General features: G+C 56.2%; 16 protein-coding genes and 3 pseudogenes. 12 read left to right on the top strand and 7 right to left on the bottom strand.

Features of this window, described 5'->3' with window-relative positions; translation table 11 throughout:
- Window positions 1-16: 16 nt before the first annotated feature.
- Window positions 17-400: a transposase gene (locus AXF15_RS14785; RefSeq protein WP_083517789.1), complete on the top strand. Its 384-nt coding sequence runs from the start codon at window positions 17-19 to the stop codon at window positions 398-400.
- Here the strand turns inward: AXF15_RS14785 and AXF15_RS01400 are convergent.
- Window positions 370-1,486 (bottom strand): annotated as a pseudogene (locus tag AXF15_RS01400) (IS3 family transposase). The gene AXF15_RS14785 and the pseudogene AXF15_RS01400 overlap by 31 nt on opposite strands.
- On the opposite strand from AXF15_RS01400, the gene AXF15_RS14780 reads away from it, so the two are divergent.
- The 6 genes and pseudogenes from AXF15_RS14780 (at window position 1,410) to AXF15_RS01375 (ending at window position 9,281) form a co-directional block, all read left to right on the top strand.
- Window positions 1,410-1,820 carry a transposase gene (locus AXF15_RS14780; protein ID WP_083518067.1) on the top strand — a complete coding sequence of 137 codons (411 nt, stop codon included), beginning with the start codon at window positions 1,410-1,412 and terminating at the stop codon, window positions 1,818-1,820. The pseudogene AXF15_RS01400 and the gene AXF15_RS14780 sit on opposite strands and share 77 nt — an antisense overlap.
- A gap of 77 nt (window positions 1,821-1,897) precedes the next feature.
- Window positions 1,898-3,043: an IS4 family transposase gene (locus AXF15_RS01390; RefSeq protein WP_083517788.1), complete on the top strand. Its 1,146-nt coding sequence runs from the start codon at window positions 1,898-1,900 to the stop codon at window positions 3,041-3,043.
- A gap of 99 nt (window positions 3,044-3,142) precedes the next feature.
- The gene (locus AXF15_RS01385) at window positions 3,143-4,363 is read left to right on the top strand and encodes an exonuclease SbcCD subunit D C-terminal domain-containing protein (protein ID WP_066602309.1); all 1,221 of its coding nucleotides are present in this window, start codon (window positions 3,143-3,145) and stop codon (window positions 4,361-4,363) included.
- 6 nt (window positions 4,364-4,369) lie between these two features.
- Window positions 4,370-7,630, top strand: coding sequence for an AAA family ATPase (locus AXF15_RS01380; RefSeq protein WP_066602306.1), 3,261 nt, complete (start codon window positions 4,370-4,372; stop codon window positions 7,628-7,630).
- 320 nt (window positions 7,631-7,950) lie between these two features.
- Window positions 7,951-8,137, top strand: a pseudogene (locus AXF15_RS14460) (IS1595 family transposase); the annotation flags it as partial.
- A gap of 109 nt (window positions 8,138-8,246) precedes the next feature.
- Entirely contained in the window at window positions 8,247-9,281 is a 1,035-nt protein-coding gene (locus AXF15_RS01375) for an NAD(P)H-dependent amine dehydrogenase family protein (protein ID WP_236884793.1), read from the top strand.
- 156 nt (window positions 9,282-9,437) lie between these two features.
- On the opposite strand, the gene AXF15_RS13200 is transcribed toward AXF15_RS01375, so the two are convergent.
- The 6 genes and pseudogenes from AXF15_RS13200 to AXF15_RS01335 form a co-directional block, all read right to left on the bottom strand.
- Window positions 9,438-10,198 (bottom strand): IS5 family transposase gene (locus AXF15_RS13200; RefSeq protein ID WP_211258996.1). Its coding sequence is split into 2 segments (ribosomal slippage): window positions 9,438-9,841 and window positions 9,841-10,198, totalling 762 coding nucleotides; the frame shifts between segments, so codons are not numbered across the junction.
- 76 nt (window positions 10,199-10,274) lie between these two features.
- A pseudogene (locus AXF15_RS13195) lies at window positions 10,275-11,033 on the bottom strand (IS5 family transposase).
- Window positions 11,034-11,222: 189 nt separating this feature from the next.
- Window positions 11,223-12,134 carry a DUF4198 domain-containing protein gene (locus tag AXF15_RS01350; protein WP_169793560.1) on the bottom strand — a complete coding sequence of 304 codons (912 nt, stop codon included), beginning with the start codon at window positions 12,132-12,134 and terminating at the stop codon, window positions 11,223-11,225.
- A 42-nt stretch (window positions 12,135-12,176) separates the two neighbouring features.
- A complete protein-coding gene (locus AXF15_RS01345) occupies window positions 12,177-14,495 on the bottom strand; it encodes a TonB-dependent receptor (RefSeq protein WP_151192246.1) in 2,319 nt (772 codons plus the stop codon).
- A gap of 143 nt (window positions 14,496-14,638) precedes the next feature.
- Window positions 14,639-15,640 carry a FecR family protein gene (locus AXF15_RS01340; protein WP_066602292.1) on the bottom strand — a complete coding sequence of 334 codons (1,002 nt, stop codon included), beginning with the start codon at window positions 15,638-15,640 and terminating at the stop codon, window positions 14,639-14,641.
- A 134-nt stretch (window positions 15,641-15,774) separates the two neighbouring features.
- The gene (locus AXF15_RS01335) at window positions 15,775-16,278 is read right to left on the bottom strand and encodes an RNA polymerase sigma factor (RefSeq protein ID WP_066602291.1); all 504 of its coding nucleotides are present in this window, start codon (window positions 16,276-16,278) and stop codon (window positions 15,775-15,777) included.
- Between the two features lie 710 nt (window positions 16,279-16,988).
- Here AXF15_RS01335 and AXF15_RS01330 point away from each other — a divergent pair.
- The 5 genes from AXF15_RS01330 to AXF15_RS14640 all read left to right on the top strand — a co-directional run bounded on the left by AXF15_RS01330 (window position 16,989) and on the right by AXF15_RS14640 (window position 20,301).
- Window positions 16,989-17,786 (top strand): DUF3450 domain-containing protein, encoded by a 798-nt coding sequence (locus AXF15_RS01330; RefSeq protein WP_066602288.1) that lies wholly within the window; start codon window positions 16,989-16,991, stop codon window positions 17,784-17,786.
- Window positions 17,787-17,866: 80 nt separating this feature from the next.
- Entirely contained in the window at window positions 17,867-19,300 is a 1,434-nt protein-coding gene (locus tag AXF15_RS01325; RefSeq protein WP_066608530.1) for a MotA/TolQ/ExbB proton channel family protein, read from the top strand.
- Window positions 19,290-19,886: a MotA/TolQ/ExbB proton channel family protein gene (locus AXF15_RS01320; protein ID WP_066602281.1), complete on the top strand. Its 597-nt coding sequence runs from the start codon at window positions 19,290-19,292 to the stop codon at window positions 19,884-19,886. Before AXF15_RS01325 ends, AXF15_RS01320 begins: the two co-directional genes overlap by 11 nt.
- Window positions 19,883-20,071 (top strand): biopolymer transporter ExbD, encoded by a 189-nt coding sequence (locus AXF15_RS14645; protein WP_250636712.1) that lies wholly within the window; start codon window positions 19,883-19,885, stop codon window positions 20,069-20,071. The genes AXF15_RS01320 and AXF15_RS14645 overlap by 4 nt, the downstream gene beginning before the upstream one ends.
- A complete protein-coding gene (locus tag AXF15_RS14640; RefSeq protein WP_335338903.1) occupies window positions 20,065-20,301 on the top strand; it encodes an ExbD/TolR family protein in 237 nt (78 codons plus the stop codon). The genes AXF15_RS14645 and AXF15_RS14640 overlap by 7 nt, the downstream gene beginning before the upstream one ends.
- The last annotated feature ends 1 nt before the right edge of the window (window position 20,302 follow it).

Genomic DNA, 20,302 nt, shown 5'->3' with positions numbered 1-20,302 from the left:
CGTGTAGCTTTTGGACATGTGCTATACCGAAATTTCCGATGAGACCTGGCAACGGCTTGAGCCCGTTCTGCCGCTCGAGGGTTCACCCAAAGGTGGTCGTCCGGCCAAAGATAAACGAACATTCATAAATGCAATCATCTGGTTGCTGCGCACCGGGGCTCCCTGGAGGGCCTTGCCGGAAGAGTATGGTTCATGGAATGCCGTGTATTCCCGCTTTCGGCGTTGTCAGATAAAAGGTTCTTGGAAAGCAATCTTTCTCGCTCTGGCGTCTGACCCCGATCTCGAAGCGGTGATGATTGACGGTACGTACAGAAGTGTCCCCATAGTTTGGACAGTTAGCAGCTGTTTCTTAGCTTGTCTTTTTCCTCATCATGCTGCCTTTAACAGCCCTTCATGGTAACAACGCTCCGGGCTTCTCCCGCCCAAACTGCTGTGAGGCCGAGTCTGGTTGTAAAAGTCGATCCATCTGCCGATGCCGGTGCGGGCTTCCGAGCCAGTTTCGTAAGCGTTCAGGTACACGTTCTCGTATTTGAGTGAGCGCCAGAGGCGTTCGATAAATACGTTGTCCAGCCAGCGGCCCCGGCCGTCCATGGAAATGCGGATTCCCTTATCTCGCAGGATGTTGGTAAAGGCAAAACTGGTAAACTGACAGCCCTGGTCGGTGTTGAAGATATCGGGTTTGCCATATTTCGCCACGGCCTCTTCCAGAGCCGAGGCGCAAAAATCCGTGTCCATGGTGTTTGAGAGCCGCCAGGGCTGTACCAGTCCATGATGGCCACCAGATAGAGAAAACCTTTGCGCATGGGGATGCAGGTAATATCCGCACACCAGACCTGATTGCTCCGATCTATGGTCAAGTCGCGCAACAGGTAGGGATAGTGTTTGTGTTCCGGGTTCGGAACACTGGTTTTCGGCTTCTGGTACACTGCCATGAGACCCATCAACCGCATCAGACGGCGGACGCGCTGTCTGCCAGCGTTGTATCCCAGCGACACCATGTAACGACGCATCTGGCGCACTCCAAGAAACGGCCATTCCGTGAAAGCACGGTCGATTTCCTGCATTACTGTGAGGTTTATGGCCGATTCTCCGGCTCTTTTGTAATACAGGCTGGAACGGGCGACTTTGAGCAGAATACACTGCCGGACAACGCTGAGCTTCACATGGCCCGAATTGACCATGCTTTGCCTGCGGGAGACGCTCACCGCTTCCCCCAGGCTTCGGCTAAAAAATCTCGTTCCACGGTAAGCTGACCGATTTTGGCATGAAGCATCTGGAGCTGTTTTTCTCTCCTGACCTCTTCGGTCTTGATTTCACCGGCAAAGATGCCCGCAGCCGATCCCTTGAGCTGCTTCACCCACTTGTGGATGAGCGTCTGATGAACGCCGAACTCGGAACTGAGTTCGGCAATGGTTTTCTCGCCGGAAAGGGCGGCCAGGGCCACTTTGGCCTTGAAAGCGGGAGCGTGGTTCTTTCGGTTGGACATGTGTGTTCTCCTTGTCTGGTTGAGTAGCTACCACACCTGTCCGAATCTTGGGGACCACCTCTTACATCCATGCCCACAAACATTCGGCTGGCGCAAAAGGGGGCAGCACAGACAAGCTTTGGGCCGCAGTCGCGGAGGTTTTACCTCCAAGCTGCATGCACAGGTAGACGCGCTCGGCAACCCTGTATCGTTTTTCCTCACGGGAGGCGAATGCGCGGATATCAGTGTTGCGCCACAATTACTCGAAGGGGTTTGCAATTGTACTGTTATTGCCGATAAAGGTTATGACAGCGAGCCATTGGTTCAACTCCATTGCTGTCCGGCTAAGGGATAAGAAAAGAGTCCAAAATCTCAGCGATATGTGGTAAAAGAAATCACCACAACATCTTGCCACACAAGGAGATTTTGGACTTGAGTCACCATAATACACTATTCTCCCAGACACTATCTCTGATTCCCAGACATGTTTTTCAGAAACTCGAAAGACGGCACAAAACCGGGCGCTCGTCGCGTCAATTCGGTTTCAAGGAGCAGTTCACGGTCATGGCCTTCATCCAGCTTGCCGCAAGACGTTCCATGCGCGATGGCCTGCGCTGCCTTGAGGCTGCGGGAAACCGCCTGTATCACTGGGGACTGAAAAACGTGGCCCGCTCGACCTTTGCTGACGCGAACAATTCTCGCCCCGCAGGCTTTTTCAAGGATCTGTTCGTCGAAATGTACGGCCTGTGCGCCGCAAAAGCCCCGAAGCACAAATTCCGTTTCAAATCCAAATTGCTCAGTCTGGACGCCACCACCATAAAGCTTTGCCTGCCGCTTTTTCCCTGGGCCTCGTTTCGGCAGGCCAAGGGCGGCGTCAAAGTACATACCTTGCTGGATCACGATGGCCATATCCCGGCTTTCGCAACCGTCACCGACGCCAAAACCCATGAAAGCCGCATAGCTCAGGCTATGGAGTTGCCCAAGGGCTCCATCGTGGTCTTTGACAAGGGCTTCACCAGCTATCCCTGGTTTCGGATCCTCGGGGCAAAGGGCGTCTTTTTTGTGACCCGGCTCAAGCGCAACGCCGTTTTCAAACTCCTGGAGCGCCGCCTCGTGAATCGCAAGACCGGCGTTACTTCCGATCACATCATTGAAGTCTCCAGCCGGGGAAAATCCTTACGCCTGCGCCGTATCGGCTATCGTGACCAGGAAACCGGGAAACACTACGAATTTTTGACCAACCATTTCCGGCTTTCGGCGAAAACCATCGCCGACATCTATAAAGACCGCTGGCAAATCGAGCTCTTCTTCAAGGAAATCAAACAAAATTTGCGCATAAAGACCTTCGTCGGCAACTCGGAAAATGCGGTCCTGATCCAGATTTACACGGCCCTGACGGTTTACCTGCTCCTCGCGTACCAGAAATTCCTCAGCCGTCTCGGACTCTCCGTACAGCAACTCTTCCAGCTCATTCAACTCAACCTGCTCGGCGAGGCATCCTTGGATGAACTCCTGAATCCCAGACGACGAAAATTCGATAATTCATATAACTTCACACTGTTAGATTGCATCACTTAGCCGGACAGCAATGACGAAGCAGGTACTGAACGACCTGCTTTGCTTGATTCAAAAAGACGATGACCGCCACTTTGACCAGATGAAGGCATTGGTTACCAAATGAGAGTTCTCCACACCTCCGACTGGCATCTGGGACGCACCCTGTACGGCAGAAAGCGCCACGAGGAGTTCGAGGTCTTTCTGGGCTGGCTGGCGGAGACGATACGGCAAAATGAAATCGACATTCTGCTGGTGGCCGGAGATGTCTTCGACACCGGCACTCCGGGCACCCGCGCCCAGGAACTCTACTACCGCTTTCTGTGCCGGGTGGCGGCCTCCTCCTGCCGGCACGTTGTCGTCGTGGCCGGCAACCACGACTCGCCGTCCTTTCTCGACGCCCCCAAAGAGCTGCTCAAGGCCCTGAACGTCCATGTGGCCGGAAGCGCCGCCCCCCGCCCGGAAGACGAGGTACTGGTGCTCCGTAATGAGCAGGACAATCCGGAACTGATCGTCTGCGCCGTGCCCTATCTGCGGGACCGGGACATCCGCACGGCGGAAGCCGGGGAGAGTCCGGAGGACAAGGAACGCAAGCTCGTGGAAGGCATCCGCGCTCATTACGCCGCCGTCGCCGCCTCGGCCGAAGAAAAGCGCGGAGAGCTCGGGGCGGACATTCCCATTGTGGCCATGGGGCATCTTTTCGCCGCCGGAGGCCGGACCGTCGAGGGCGACGGCGTGCGTGACCTCTACGTCGGCTCTCTGGCCCAGGTTAGCGCGGACGTCTTCCCGCCGTGCTTCGACTATGTGGCCATGGGGCATCTGCACGTTCCGCAGAAGGTCGGCGGTCTGGAGACCATCAGATACAGCGGCTCTCCCCTGCCCATGGGCTTTGGCGAGGCGGGCCAGAGAAAAAGCGTCTGCCTGGCCGAATTCCAGGGCCGGGCGGCGTCCGTACATCTGATCGATGTGCCGGTATTTCAGGAGCTCGAACGCATCGCCGGGGACTGGGAGCGGATCGCGGGCCGCATCAAAGAATTGTCGGCGGCGGGTTCGCGGGCCTGGCTTGAAATCGTTTACGAAGGGGCCGGAATCATCGGAGATTTGCGCGAACGTCTGGAAGCGGCCATCTCCGGCACGGGGCTCGAAATCCTGCGGGTGAAAAACTGCCGCGCCACGGCCCGCGCGATGCAAGGCCGGGCGGAAGAAACCCTGGACGATCTGAGCGTGGAGGACGTGTTCAGACGCTGTCTGGATGCCCGCGGCGTGCCCGAAGAAGAACGGCCGGAGCTGCTGCGCACCTACCGGGAAGCGCTTCTGTCCCTTCACGAGGACCAAGCGGAATAAAAGGTCATGCGCATACTCCACATCCGCTTTCAGAACCTGAATTCTCTGGCCGGGGAATGGGAGATCGACCTGACCGATCCGGCCTTTATCGCCGACGGCATCTTCGCCATCACCGGCCCCACCGGCGCGGGCAAGACGACCATCCTCGACGCCGTCTGCCTGGCTCTTTACGGACGGACGCCGCGTCTGCCCAGAGTCACCAAAAACGGCAACGAAATCATGTCCCGCCAGACCGGCGAGTGTTTCGCCGAGGTCACCTTCGAGACTCAGGCCGGACGGTTTTGCGCCCACTGGAGCCAGCACCGGGCGCGCAAGAAGCCGGATGGCGAGCTTCAGCCTCCGAGACACGAAATAGCCGACGCCGGATCGGGTGAGATTCTGGAAACCAGACTGCTGGAAGTCGCCCGGCGGATCGAAAAGGTCACGGGCATGGATTTCGACCGCTTCACCCGCTCCATGCTGCTGGCCCAGGGCGGATTCGCCGCGTTCCTTCAGGCCGCGCCCGACGAGCGGGCGCCGATTCTGGAGCAGATCACCGGTACGGAAATCTACAGCCGCATATCCGTGCGCATCCATGAGCGCCACCGGGCCGAACAGGAAACCCTGCGCCTGCTCCAGGCCGAGACGGCGGGCATCACCCTGCTCGCTCCGGAAGAGGAAGCGGAGACAGTCCGGGCGCTGGAAGCCGGGATGAAAGAAGAAACCGTTCTGGTGGCCAAGGTGGGGGAAACCGCTCGGGCCATCGCCTGGCTCACCGCCATAAACGGCCTGCGAAAGGAACTGGGTGATCTGGCCAAAGAGGCGGACCAGCTGCGCGACGAAACCGAGGCCTTCAGGCCGGAACGGGAACGGCTCGACCGGGCCCTGAACGCGGCCGCGCTGGACGGGGCCTACGCAACGCTCGCCGAAGTCCGCAAACAGCAGGCAGCGGACAAAGAAGCTCTGAAAACCGGTAACGTCGGCCTGCCCGGTCTTGAGTCTTCCGCCGGAGCGCAGGCCGAAGTTCTGAAATCGGCAGAGCAGCGCACCGCCCGCGCCAGAGAAGAACTGACCGCCGCCGCGCCCGTGCTGCGAAAGGTGCGCCTCCTCGACCAGCAACTGGCCGAGAGGAAAAAGGCCGCCGCGGAAGCCGAAGAGGCATGCGCGCGGGACATGGCGAAGCTCGGCGCAGCCCGGCAGGCCCGTCTCAGGGAGCTTGAGCGCCGCGCCGGGGCCGGAGAGACGCTTGAAGCCGCCGAAAAATATCTGAAGGAGCACGGCCGGGATGAATGGCTGGCCGGAGGGCTGGCCGGCGTTGAGGAACAGCTGAACGGCCTGCTCCTCGGACAGCAGGAAATTTCCCGGCAGGAGGCCCGGCGGAACAGCGCCGCGAAAGCTCTGGAGCAGGCGGAAAAGGCCCTCCAAGCCTGCCGGGGCCTCTGCGCCGCCCGGAAGCGGGAGCTCGAGGCCCTGTGCGGGCGGCTTCAGCAAGGCAGGGATGCCCTGGCCCGGCTGCTGGGCGGCCGTCTGCTGCGCGAATACCGCGCCGAAAAGGAAACGCTGCTGCGCGAAATGGCTTATCTCGCCAAAATCGCCGAACTTGAGAAGCATCGAGCCAGGCTGGAAGACGGCGCGCCCTGCCCGCTGTGCGGCGCCACCAGCCATCCCTTCGCGGCAGGAAACATTCCTGTTCCGGACGGCGTGGAGCAAAAGATCGACGCCCTGACCCGGCTGATCGCCCAGGCCGAGGATCAGGAATCCGCCATCAAAAAACTTGAAGAGGACGGCAATCTGGCCCGCAAAAACCTGGCGGAAGCCGAAAACCGGGAGACAGCGGCGGCGCATGACAGAAAGGCCGCCGAAAACATCCTGACCGAGGCAAAAAGCGGCCTGGAGAAAATCCGGGCCGATTGCGCCGGGCGCAGGCAGGCCATTTTTGCAAAACTTGGGCCCCTTGGCATTGCGGACATTTCAGAAACGGATGCGGCATCGCTCCCTGAAACTCTCAGAGCGCGGCTTGAGGCATGGCGGGCCGCGGCCGAGAAAAAGGCGGACGCCGAAAAGCGGATTGCGGAGATCGACGGCGAATTGAAGCGGCTGGATGCGGTCATCGATACGCAGAGCACCGCTCTGGCCGAGAAACAGGAGCGCCTGGAAGCCCTGAAAAAGGAACTTGCGGCCGGAAAGGATGAGCGCACGACACTTTACGGCGGCAAGAGCCCAGATGATGAAGAGCGCCGCCTGAACAAGGCGCTTTCCGATGCCGAAGGCGTCGAAAGGCAGACCAGAGAGCGGCACAATGAGCTCCAGCAAAAATGGCATGCCGCGAAGGCCCATGTCGCATCCCTGAAAGAGCGCATCGGCCGGAGGGAGCCGGAGCTGAGAAGCCTGGAAGCTGAGTTCGCCGCAGCCCTTGCACCCGCAGGGTTTCCGGATGAAGCGGGATTTCTGGCGGCCAGACTCTCCCTGGAGCAGAGGGGAGCGCTGGCGGCCAGGGCCAGAGAGTTGGATGAGCGCCGGACGAGTCTTAACGCCAGACAAAAGGACCGCGAAACACGGCTGGCCTCGGAACTGGCCCGAAAGGTCACGGAAGACTCTCTGGAAGAACTCGAACCCAGATTCAAAGGCTGCGAAGACGCCCTGAAGGCGCAGCGGGACCTTCTGGCCGCTCTCCGGCACAGGCTGAGTGAAAACGCGGCTGCCCGGGAACGGATGAAGGAAAAGCAGGCCGCCATCGAAGCCCGGAAAAAAGAGTGCCGCCGGTGGGGCGATCTGCACGAGCTGATCGGTTCCGCCGACGGCAAGAAATACCGCAATTTCGCCCAGGGACTGACCTTCGAGCTGATGGTCGGCCACGCCAACCGGCAGCTCGGGCGCATGACCGACCGCTACGCGCTGGTCCGCGATAACGCCCAGCCTCTGGAACTCAACGTCATCGATAGCTACCAGACTGGAGAAATCCGCTCCACCAAGAATCTTTCCGGCGGCGAGAGCTTCATCGTCAGCCTGGCCCTGGCTCTCGGCCTGTCCCAGATGGCCAGCCGGAACGTCCGCGTGGATTCCCTGTTTCTTGACGAGGGCTTCGGCACGCTGGACGACGAAGCCCTGGATACCGCCCTGGAAACCCTGGCCGGTCTGCGCCGGGACGGCAAACTGATCGGGATTATTTCCCACGTTCCGGCCCTGAGAGAACGTATCGCCGCCCGCATCCGGGTTATCCCCCGCGCCGGGGGAAAAAGCGGCATATCCGGGCCGGGGTGCCGCAGCTTGGGCGCGACCGGAAGATAGTGCTTCGAGTTGATTGTCGCCTTGTATTTCCTTGTTTTAAGGGATATGTACTCGCTAAACGAAATATCCTTCAATTGCGGGCAGGATCAGGCCGAAAACCAGACATTTTTTTTCATTGCTGAGCGCGGTTCAAAAAATTGCGATGCTGTCTAGATAGTGCCGTCAATAAATTTTTGTCCAAATGGCGATACATCTAATGCGCACAGCAGCTAAAGATGTGCTGGCGGCATGTATTCTCCTTGTTTTCAGGAGAATACACAAAAGTTGCTTCAAATAAAAGATAAATTGACGATGCTATCTAGACAAAGCTCAGCAGGATGCTCATGATCGGCGCTGTGAAGAAATTCATCGGTGGAACCTTTCCTGGCGTTTCATCCCGGTACCTCCAAGAGTACTGATAAATTTTGCTACCGCTTCAACCGTAGGTTTTTGGAGGCAGAACTTCCGCTGTGTTTACTCAATGCGTGCATGATACATGCTCCAACCAAGATTGCTGAGTTTCATTAAGAGCCACCAAATGTTATGATAATGGCTACTGGAACCAGGTTACAAGATCAACTGAAGGAGGCGCAAGATGAATCGTAAGGTAAGAGCAGCCCAATATGGTTGAGGCAAGATGAGCGTTTTTTTGATGCGCTATCTGATTGAACACGACGTAGAAGTGGTGGCTGCCTTTGATGTGCGGGCCGATGTCATCGGCAAGGATATCGGCGATATCATGGGCACGGGCAAGACGGGCGTCGTTGTGTCGGACGCGGCGAACGCCTCGGCCATCCTGGCGGAACGCAAACCGGATGTCGGCGTCATTGCAACGATGAGCACGATGGCAGATGTGAAAGATGCGTTTACTGTTTTTGCGGAAAATGGAATCAATGCCATCTCCACCTGTGAGGAATCGCTCTATCCGTGGAATTCTTCGCCTGCCATTACCAAGGAACTGGATGAACTTGCAAAGAAAAACAACTGTACATTGGCTGGCAGTGGCTATCCTGATATGTATTGGGGCGTGCTTATTGATGTGCTGGCAGGCTCCATGCACAAGATCACAAAGATCAAGGGAAGCAGCAGCTATAATGTTGAGGACTATGGCATCGCCTTGGCCAAAGGACACGGCGCAGGGCTGACCATGGCAGAGTTTGACAAGGAGATTGGCGCCTATAATGACCTGTCGTATCGGGAAATCAGCGCGAAGATCGAAAGCGGCGAGTATCCACCCCCTTACATGTGGAATCAGAATGGCTGGCTGTGTAGTCGCATGGGGCTGACCATCACCAACCAGACGCAGCGTTGCGTGCCGCAGACCCATGTTGAAGATCTGTATTCATCCACATTGGATATGACGATCAAGGCGGGAGACGCGACGGGCATGTCGGCAGTGGTGATAACGGAGACGGCAGAGGGCATCACCTTTGAGACGGAGTGCATCGGCAAAGTATATGCGCCGGATGAATTTGACAGGAATGAGTGGACGCTCATGGGCGAGCCTGAGACGACCATCGTGGTCAACCGCCCGGCAACGGTGGAACTGACGTGTGCCAACCTAGTCAACCGCATTCCTGCGCTTTTGCAGAGCCCCGCAGGCTATTATACGACGGAGAAGGTGCCAAACAACGTCTACCTGTCCAAGCCGATGAACGAATATATCAAATGATAGAGGACAATGACTTGCAATCTTGAAGGCGAAAAGCCGACGCTTCAGCGCCGGCTTTTCGCCTTATAGTCAGCCCTGAAAAATCTTCAACCCACTGAAATAAACTGAAAATCAATCAGAAGTAATATATTTTAGGGTCATACCTAGATAGTGTCGTCAAATTATTTCTGCCCACAACGAGATACACCTGATTTGCACAGCGGCAAGGAAGGAGAGGCTTCGTTTTGCATAACGCGTGGCGATGCCACGCCATCTCTTGAGGTGAAGAAAGGCGTTCTCGACCAGGTGCCGTACACGGTACAGTTCTCTGTCATAATCGCGCTGTTCCTTGCGATTTTTTCTGGGCGGGATGACGGGCTGGCAGCCGGACTCAACAGCCTTGTCTATAAGTTCATTGCTGTCATATCCACGGTCAGCCAAAAGCATCTCCGTGCTCAAGCCGTCAATCAATGCGCACGCTTCCTTGCAATCAGCTCTGGTACCTTCTGTAACAGCAACTCTGAGCGGCATACCATGCGCATCCACGGCCAGATGTATTTTGGTGTTGAGCCCCCTCTTGTACGGCTCATCGCCTGATTGCCGCCAACCGCTCCGGCAGCATGGGGATGCACTTTGCAATGGCTCGCATCAATCATCAGCCACTCATAGTCAGGCTCAACCATGAGCACTTCAAGGAGTTTTTCCCAAACACCCCGGTCACGCCAACGGCAAAACCGGCGATGGGTATTTTTCCAGTCCCCAAGGTCAGGAGGCAGATCGCGCCATGGCGCTCCCGTTCGCAATATCCAGAACACCGCGTTAATAAACAGCCTGTTGTCTCCGGCCGGGCGACCAACGCTCCCCTTTTTGCCGGGGAGATGCGCCTGTATGTTTTCCCAAACCCTGTCAGAAATATCGTGTCGTCGATGTGCGTACATAGCCCCTCCCGTCATGCATGAAGAGGCATTACCATATTATCCATAGTTTGACGACACTATCTAGGCTCGGTCCTCATTAATTGAGATAGAAAATGATGGAAGCGGCGAGGCATAGAGGTGAAAAGAAGGTATGCGCGCAGCGGTCATAACGCATGGCTATTCTCCGCCAGTCCTTGATCCTGCCAAACATGACCAAAGATCTTGTGCCGCTGTTTATACAGATCGTTATCGTACGAGCAGGGTCTCTTTCGGCTCCTTCTGGGCGGGATGCAGGGCGTAATGCCTCTGGCGCGCAGGGCATCACGGAATCAGTCGGCGTCATAACCACGGTCCGCCAGCAGCTCTCTGGCCTCAGGCAAAGCATCCATAAGCAGGGTGGCTCCTTTGTAGTCGCTTACCTGGCCTTCTGTGAGCTTCATGGCCAGAGGCCTGCCGTGGCCGTCGCAAAGGGCATGGAGTTTGGAGTTCAGGCCGCCCTTTGTGCGTCCGATGCAGCGGGAAAGAGCCCTTTTTTGAGCAAACTGGCGGCGGTTCGATGCGCCTTGAGGTGGGTTGCATCGATCATCAATCGTCCATCTTTTCCCGCTGTTTTTGCCAATTCGGTAAAAATATTGTTGAAGACGCCCATCCGGCTCCAGCGCAAAAAACGATTGTACAGCGTTTTATACGGGCCATACTCGCGCGGCGCGTCTTTCCACTGCAGGCCATGTTTGATGACATAAATGATGCCGCTTATGACTTTCAGGTCATCGACGCGTGGAATGCCGTGTGAAAGTGGAAAGAAAGGCTTGATACGCTCCAGTTGTTCGGCGGAAAGGTAGAAAAGTTGGCTCATTGCATCCTCCTTTGAGCACAACTAACCAACTTTCCTCATTTTTGCAATTAATGAGGCCTGAACCTAGTTTTCGATTTTGTATTGGCGTATGCGTTATTACCAAAAAATCAGTCTGTGGAAAGAGTCTTTGGTGGTTCAGTGCCCTGAGAAAATAGCCCACCGGAGAATTTGTTCCGGTGGGTCTTTTCTCTATTTCACATTGAACGAGATTGATGCGGATATATACTGATACTTTGCCTTGCCATACAGTTCTGGGTTCAAATCTTTATCTATAGGCAGATAAAGATAGGAATACACAACCCATTGACCTGATGCTGGGATTTTCAACCGGCCTTCACCGTTGTTCAGGTATCCAGCAAGGTGAAACCCTTCTTCTTCTCCGCCAAAATTGGTTCCGAATGCGCAAAAATACGGCCAGAACGGAATTTCACCACGATTGAATTTGTCAAGCGCTTTGCCATTATGCAGAACTTTAAAGGAAATACTGTCGCCAACCTTCAGATTGGACAAATCCGAGGTGGGAATAATTTCGATGAGGTGTCCCACCGGTTTAGGTTCAGTCCATTTTCCACCTACAGTGAAAAAAGACTTGGCCGACATCTTGGCCGCCATGCTGAAGAGAATGGACTGTATATCCTTTATTTTATTCAGCTCCTTTCGCTCATAAATGCGCTTGCCGTCCTTATTCTTATATAGTGTTGCAAACATCCAGTCCTGATCTGCTGTGACCTGCCATGTACCAGGCTTCATATCCGGAGAAAATGCAATTCCACGGTCAAACATATCCCCTGTACGCACCATTGCTCCAGACAATACGGGAAGTTTTTTCACATCAATAGCATCCGGATTTTCGTATTCAATATGCAATACATTGTGATCCGGGTCGTATAAATTATACTCTTTTAATTTTATCACACCTTGAGGACTGCTTAAGTATTCATCCATGGGTATTTTATGGCCATATCCAATGGACATCATCACATGAGCAGGTGGAGTATTTGATTCATTTATATTGATCCAGAAGTTATGAGCCGGGACACTATTGGGGAAAATAAACATAACTCCGATTGCCAGAATAAAAAAACGCATATTTTTTTTCATTTCCTTCATCTCCTATTGAAAATAAAAAGCCGGACTCCATGATTAGAAGTTGACTCTCAGGTTTGCCCCTACATGCCAGGTGCGGCCTTCCATGATGCCCATGTCTGGAGGATACGCATAGTACTCCTCATCCCCGATGTTCTCCACGGAAATAAAAGGCTCGAATACTGAATTTTCGGTAAGGTCCCAACGATAGAGCAGTTTTGCGTCCCAGATGATATCGCCTTCGGACGGATGGGCGACCTTTTTTCCTCCGGACTTAACTTTGAAATCCTCATTCTGGCGACCCCAAAGGGAAAAGGAAAATCCATAGAGATCATTGAGGGTCACGCCGTATTGAAACATCTGGTTGGGCTGCCCCAGAAGTTTTTTCCCGGTATCTTTGTCTTCTCTGTCCAAATCAGTCAGACTGAAATGCAGGGTCAGCCAGTCTGCAGGATAAATTTCCGCCGCAAGCTCATAGCCCTTGTATTCCGCCTCGTCCACATTCAGAAACTTCCACTCCATCGGTCCTAAGGTCACCAGTCTGATTAAATTTTCATAATCCGTTTGGAAATAGCTCATTTCAAAATTAGCCCAGGTTGCAATTCGCTGTTTTAATCCGATTTCCCAGCCTTGGGATTTTTCCGGATCAAGATCCGGATTTCCGCCCAGAAAACCGGGAAGATAACGCTCCGAGGCTGTCGGTGTCTTGAATGCCTCGCTGTACGAGCACCAGATGGTGCTCCAGTCGTAATCAGTGCCGGCAAAGGGAAAAATGGACAGCCCGACATTGGGATTGGTCGCAGTCATCTTTTTCCCGCTGGAATCGTAATCATCGTAACGCACGCCGCCCACCAACAACAGATACGGAATGGGCTTGAACTCCAGTTGCGCGTACGGTGCCCAGTATCTTTCACGTTCATCCCATGCAAAAAAACGCTCTTTAATCCCATTGGATGTCAAATCCGAGCTCCCATCTATATCGGTATTTTTATATTGAACCCCGAAAATCCCTCGCAAACGCTCATCAGAAAGAAAATTCACCGTGCCGCGCACTTCACCCTGGAAAATATCCTCCTTGAAAAATGTTTCATTTTCCTTGTTCAGGAAATGCTGAGGCTTGTAATTAGGGCTGCCGTAGATCATTTCATAATCATTTTTTCCTATTCCAGCCGTGGCGTACAAGGAAAAAATATCGGAAAACTTGCCGTTGTATGTTAAAAAAGCGCCCTGATACTCGGGTTCATGAGAATAGATTTGGTTCCATTCCGATTTTGTATAATGGTAGCCGTCTCCGCCCAAGGTGTTCTTCGACCGATTGTAGGTATAATCAAGGTACAGTTCATGGTCGTCCGAAAAGGCATAGTCCAGACGGACATATAGATTCTTCCGTTTGTAATCCATGTACGGAATTTTGCCTTTGGGTGTTTTATATTCATCCTGCTCGGCTGCGGAAAAATCCAGAAACCAGGACAGATTTTCATAGCCGCCGCCCAGGTTCAGGCCCCCGCTCAACTCGTCACCCGTGCCGTAAAACCCGTGCAGTTCCGCAAAAGGATTGTCCTTGTCTCCACGTTTATGAATGACGTTCACGACTCCGGATACGGCCTTGGATCCATGAATGGCCGCTTGCGGCCCCTTGATCACTTCAATGCGTTCAACGGCCCCCATGCCGACATTCATGGAACCTGTAATCAGGCTGGTGTTGGTAATAAAAGGGTTCATGTCTCGACCGTTGATCAATATGGAAGATTCTTTTCCGCGAATGAGGACAGTATCTTGAAATCCTTCTTTTCTCACTGCAACGCCGGGGACATTGCGGATGGCGTCGTAGTAATTGTCCGCTCCGGGGGTGAGCTTGATGTCTTCATCCGTGACCACATTTACCGCCGCCGGCACCTCGTGTGTTTTCATTTCCGTCTTGGTGGCCGTGACCACGATATTGTCCAGTTTCAGGGCGTTCTCTTTCCGGACTTTATCCTGCCGGACATCCGGCGCTGCTCCGGGTGACCCGGCTGTCGTCCCGGCGAGGGCTTCCCTCAGCACGATTCCGCCCTGACCGGTCCGGGCATAGGCCAGGCCGGTGCCGCGCAGAAGCTGCGACAACGCTTCCATGTCCGCGGCTTCTCCATTCACGCCGGGCGAGGTTTTACCCTTCACCAGATTGTCCGGGTAGGCCAGATTGAGTCCTGATTGTTCCTGATAAAGGAGCAGGGCGGATTGCAGGCTCTGGGGCGGAATGTCATAGGCTGTTTTTGGTGCCGCCGCCGTCGCGCCGGCGGCCAGAAGAACAAGGACCAGGGCGAAGGCTGTTTTGCCTGCGATGCGTGTCAGGTATGCGTACATTGCTTCCTCTTTTTGCGTATCGTTGACTGCCAATCGTCCGCCCCGTAGCGTGAAGAAGAGGCGGACGGCTCAAAACGCCGTATCTGCTTCTGCCGGAAAGGCGGTCTTGCTTCCCTGCCAGGACTTGAGGCCGCCTTTCCTTTTCGGCTCGAAATGATGTCGTGATCTTCTTCCGGTCACCTCCGTTTTGGAGCGAGAACCAGCGTGCCGTCCGGCTCCGCCTTCGTGGTCAGGGAAAAGGAAAGAGCCACGGCCTCCAGGATCTCATCCAGATCGTTGACCCTGAAAACGCCCGTGAAATGTTCGCCGCCAAGAGCCGGGTCGGCCAGTTTCAGCCGGACATTGTGGTAGTCTTCGAGCTTTTGCAGCACTTCCGCCAGCGGCATGGAGCGGAACACGATTTTCCCTCCCCGCCAGTCTGTGCTTTCTTCCAGCCGGGCCTTTCGCGTTTTGGCCATGTCTCCGGCCCAGCCGTAATCCACTCCCTCGCCCTTCCTGAGCTCCACGCTTCGGGCCGGGGTACCGGCGCGGCGGGGCGATGTTTCCACCCGGACCAGCCCTTCCTCCACGTCCACGGATACCCGTCCGCCCCGGCTGCGGACGTGAAAGCTCGTGCCCAGAACTCTGGCCAGGCCCTGATGAGACACGACCTCGAACGGCCGCCACGGCTCCCGCCTGACCCGCAGGAAGATTTCTCCTTCGCCCAGATCAATGCGCCGTTTCCACCAGGAACAGCGCGCCGTGAAGGAGGTGTTGGCGTTCATCTCCAGTATGGACCCGTCTTCCAGAGTTACCGTGCGCGTTTCGCCCGGCCGGGTGGCGTAAGGCTTTTCCCCGCCCGCCACGGCCAGCCACGCCCGTTCCATTTCCGGCCGGAAGAAGAACAGGCCAAGGATCATCAGCGCGGCCAGGCCGGCCAGTTGGAGGCGCGGCCGGAAAAGAAAACAGCCTTTTTCCGTGCGGCTTTCGTTTTCCAGCAGTGAGGGATCGATCAGCCCCGCCTCTTCCCAGGTTTTTTCCGTGGCCGTGAACGCGGCCCTGTGTGCGGGGTCCGCTTCGAGCCATGCCGCAAGCCGCGTCCTGTCCGCTTCTGAAAAATCTCCGGCGCGGGTGCGGGCAAACCACCGGGCCGCCTGCTTGAGGACTTTCGCTTTCGGTTTTCGGGAATGGGAGTTCATGCTGGCCTTCCTGTTCTTAAGACGTGCGGGGAAAAGTTTTCCCCCATGAATTTTTTTCGAACCGTGTTTTTTCACGGCGGGCATGTCCGGCCGGAATGGCGGGAGTGCGGGCGGGGTTTTGCGCAAACCCAGGTTCAGGGCTGGAAAAAAGCCTTCTGGAGCTGGGAGATGGCCTTTGAGATGTGCTTCTCCACTGTTTTCTGGGAGATGCCGAGTCTGGCCGCGATTTCCCGGTAGGTCAGGTTTTCGTGGCGGTGCAGGATGAAGACTTCCCGGCAGCGCGCGGGGAGCGCGTCCAGGGCCTGCTTCATGCGTTTCTGGCGTTGGGAGAACTCCAGCTCCGCATCGGGAGAGGGCAGTGAAGACGGCTGGGCTTCGATGTCCGCCGTATCCAGATGGCGGCTGCGGGACGCTCTGGAACGCAGCAGATCTGTGGCGACGTTACGGGCAATTCTGTAGAGATAGGATTTTGGGGAGGAGATATTTGTCTGCCCGCAGCATTTCGCCATTCTGAGAAATGTATCCTGAGTAGCGTCAGATGCATCGTCAGATGAGCCCAGTTTTTTCAACAGAAAAGAATAGACTTCACTGTAGTTGTTTTTGAATATTTTCTCGAAGTATGAATCACATCTGTTCATGAATCATGCTGGTATGAAATGATTTTGATCGGGTAAAACTATGCTTTGAACTCTTTCAGGTGGATTTTTTCAGTCTGACCGGCTGCCGGTGCTGAAAATAATCCTGTTGAAGGCGCGTTTTGGCGTACCGGGGGTGAATTTTTTTCCATCCTGTTTTAGTTATGGATAGATTTATTCAGAAGATACGGCCATGCTGGCGGAAGAAATTTCCAATAGTCATTGCCAACATACCGGGGAAAAATATTTTCGTATAGTCCTCACATGGTCATGTATGCCTGCGTATTGTGACTGGAAATATTTTTAGCCAAAAATTTTATTTTTGGTGATAAAGTTTCTCACGTGGGGCCGCCAACCTCATGCCGCCAGGAGATTTTATTCCATAATATATTGTTATTCATTATTTATTTGTGTCGGTAAGAATTTGTGGCCCGCCTGTTTTCCGGTCAGGAGAATGGCCGAGTTTGTTTTTCAGGTCAAAAAATATTTGACACAAATAATTTTATGGGGAGAAATAAACTTTCAATTTCGTACCGATTTTTTATCTTTTTCAATAAGTTCGATATGTTGCTGATGTGCTTTTTGATGATGTTCCGCCACGGCCGGTTTAAGCATCATGAAAGATGCCCGTTCTGTCCGGGCCGTTTTGCGGAGTGCGGGGTTTGGGGAGTGTGAAGTTTTTGGCTGTCTCGATGTTTTTTAAGGATGCACACATGAGAAAAAGATTTTCTTCCGGGAGAGACTCCCACCGCCGTGCGGCGGGAATCGCCCTGATTCTGGGCAGTCTGGCCTTTTCAGGGCCGCCTTCGGCTCTGGCTGAAAATCCCGCGCAGGTTTCCCGGACGCTGGAGCAGGCCATCGAGATGGATCAGCGGACCCAGAAAAACGAGGACCAGTGGGCGGACAGGAAAAGCGAGCTCATCGCCCGTCAGCAGACCTTGGCCTATGCCGTGGACAACCTGCAGCGGGAGCGGGATATCCTGAGCCAGCGCCGGGAGGTGGCGCAAAAGCTTCTGGCCGAGGCCCGGCGCGGCGTGGAAAGCTCCAGGGCTTTCGAACAGGATCTGGAGCCTTTTCTGGATGCCACGCTGACCCGCCTGGAGAACTTCGTGCAGCGGGATCTGCCTTTCCTGCCCGATGAACGCCGGGAGAGGCTGAGGAATCTGCGCGAAACTCTGGTCCGCGTCGATGCGAGCAGCGCGGAGAAACTGCGCCGGGTCATGGAGGCCCTGCAGGTGGAAGTCACCTACGGCCACACGGTGGAGGCCTATCAGGACACCATCGACCTGGAAGGTACGCCGCTGCTCATGGACATGCTGCGCGTCGGCCGGGTCAGCCTGTTCTGCTGCTCGCCGGACGGCAGCGTGGTGGGACAGTACGACCGCGTTTCCGGAAAGTTCGTGCCGCTCCCCAAGGAAGCCGCCCGTGAAGTGGGCAAGGCGCTGGAGATTGCCCGCCGCGAACGCACCGCGGACTTGGTGGATCTGCCCATCGGACGGATCGAGAAATGAGCGGGAAAGCTTTTGAGCTGTCCGCTCCGTCCGTTCGCCGCAAGAAGGCGGCGGAAACAAAACATGTCAAGGATGTACACATGAAAATATCCTGCCTTCTCCGGCCGGCCGTTTTTCTGGGCCTTCTCACCTTCTGTCTGTGCCTGAGTTCCGCGGCCCTTGCCGAGGACATGCGTGCCGCGTCCCGCAAGGCCCGCGCCCAGTATGAGGCCGCGCAGGCACGGGAGCGGGAGAGCCGGGAGCGCATCCAGAAGGACCGTGGCGCGCTGGAGCACGAGGTGGCCGCGCTGGAGCAGCGGGCCCGGAAGTTCGAGCTCGAAATTCAGGCCCTCAACACGGAAATTCAGGAGCTGGACAACAGCACCCGCGCCCTGAACGAGGAACAGGCCGAGGCCAACACCGGCCTGCGCGAAATCAGCGGGTCCGTGCGTGTGGCCGCGCGGGACCTCGAAACGCAGCTGTCCCAGTCCCTGCTGACGGCCGCTCATCCCGAGTACAGAAAAGTCCTCGAGCCTGTTCTGGAAAAGGACCGCAACCCGGACCTCAAGGATGCCGGCGCTCTGGCGGACCTGTTTTTCCAGGCCATGGACGAGTCCGGCGCGGTGACGCTTCAGACCCGTTCCTTCGTCGGCCGGGACGGCCGGGAGGAGAGCGGGGGGGTGCTTCTGGTGGGTCCTTTTCTCGGGGCGTACCGCACCTCCGCAGAAACGGGATTCCTGCGCTTCTCCGAGGACACAGGGCAGCTTTTCGCCCTGTCGGCCCTGCCGGACTGGCTGGTCCGCCGCAATCTGGACAAATACTTCGACGGCGCTTCCGACAGCATCAAGCTGGATATTTCCGGCGGAGCGGCCCTGCGCCAGGTCATGCATACCAACAGCCTGCTGGATCAGATCAAAAACGGCGGACTGCTGGTCTGGCCCATTCTGGCCATCGCCTTTTTCGCGCTGATCATGGCCCTGGAGCGCACCGTTTTCCTGAAGCGGGTCCACGACAACGCGGACCGGCTCATGGACAAGGTCAACACCCTGGCCCGTCAGGGCCGCTGGGAGGACTGTGAACAGGCCCTGTGCAGCAGGGGCAGCGGCCGCCCCGTATGCAACGTGCTCCGGGCCGGGCTGGAGGCCCGGGGAGAGACCCGGGAAACTCTGGAGAGCGTGCTGCAGGAGGCCATTCTGCGGGAATTGCCACGGCTGGACCGTTTTCTGCCCATGCTGAACATGCTGGGGTCCGTGGCTCCGCTTCTGGGCCTTCTGGGCACGGTGACGGGCATGATCAGCACCTTCCATGTCATCACCCTGCATGGCACCGGCGATCCGCGCATGATGTCCGGGGGCATCTCCGAAGCTCTGGTCACGACCATGCTCGGCCTGGCCGTGGCCATCCCCATCATGCTGGTGCACACATTCCTGTCCCGCCGGGTGGATCATATCGTGGGCGACATGGAGGAGCAGGCCGTGGCCCTGACCAATATCCTCTACCGGGAATCCACCTGCGGGGGAGCTCATGTGGAGTGATTTTTTTCTCCAGGCCTACACGTATCTGGAGCCGGGCGGAGTGGTCATGATCCCGCTCATCCTGACCTCGGTCTGGATGTGGACGCTGATCATCGAACGCCTGATCTGGTTCGCCCGCCTGTCCAAGCTGGATATTTCCCTCGGGCAGGCCCTGCAGTCGGCGCACAGCGGCAGGCTGCCGGAGGGCGCTTCCGGGCTGCGCACGGATGTGGTCCGGTTTTTCCTGAACGAGCGCACCGGCCGCCGGGATGTGGACATCCTTCTGCTGGACCGTCTGGCTCTGCATGTGCGCCCGTACATCCGCCGGTCGCTGTCCACCATCGCCATCCTGGCCGCAGTGGCTCCGCTGTTCGGCCTTCTGGGCACGGTGACGGGCATGATCACCACCTTCGATGTCATCTCCCTGTTCGGAACGGGTAATGCCAAGGCCATGGCCGGAGGCATTTCCGAGGCCCTCATCACCACCCAGAGCGGGCTTCTGGCCGCCACGCCGGGGCTTTTCATGAGCGTGTTTCTGTCCCGCCGGGCCGCCAAGCTGGAGGATCTGATGCAAGAAACCATTTCCATCCTGAAGAGGCGCCTGTGATCAGTATCCGCCGGACCCTGCGCAGCGGAAGAACCGCGGAGATCAACATGGCTCCGCTCATCGATCTCGTCTTCCTGCTGCTCATTTTCTTTCTGGTGACCACGAGCTTCGTGAAGGAATCGGGCGTTGATGTGGGCGCCCGCAGGCATCCACGGCCACTCTCAAGGAAGCGGGCAATATCCTGATCGGCGTTTCCGCCGCCGGGAAGGTGTTTCTGGAATCCAAGGAGATCGACATCCGCAGCGTGCGCGCCCATGTGGAACGCAGCATGGCCGAGAACCCCGAGGGGGCGGTGGTCATCGTGGCGGACAAGGCCAGCAGCACGGGCGTGGTCATCCAGGTCATGGATCAGTGCCGTCTGGCCGGAGCCAAGAGCGTGAGCATCGCCGCGTCCAAGAGCGCGGCCGAGGGGTAGG

The sequence above is a fragment of the Desulfomicrobium orale DSM 12838 genome (genome assembly GCF_001553625.1).
Classification (GTDB): domain Bacteria; phylum Desulfobacterota; class Desulfovibrionia; order Desulfovibrionales; family Desulfomicrobiaceae; genus Desulfomicrobium; species Desulfomicrobium orale.
The sequence above is the reverse complement of the archived record's forward strand: the minus strand, read 5'-3'. Positions and strand labels throughout refer to the sequence as shown.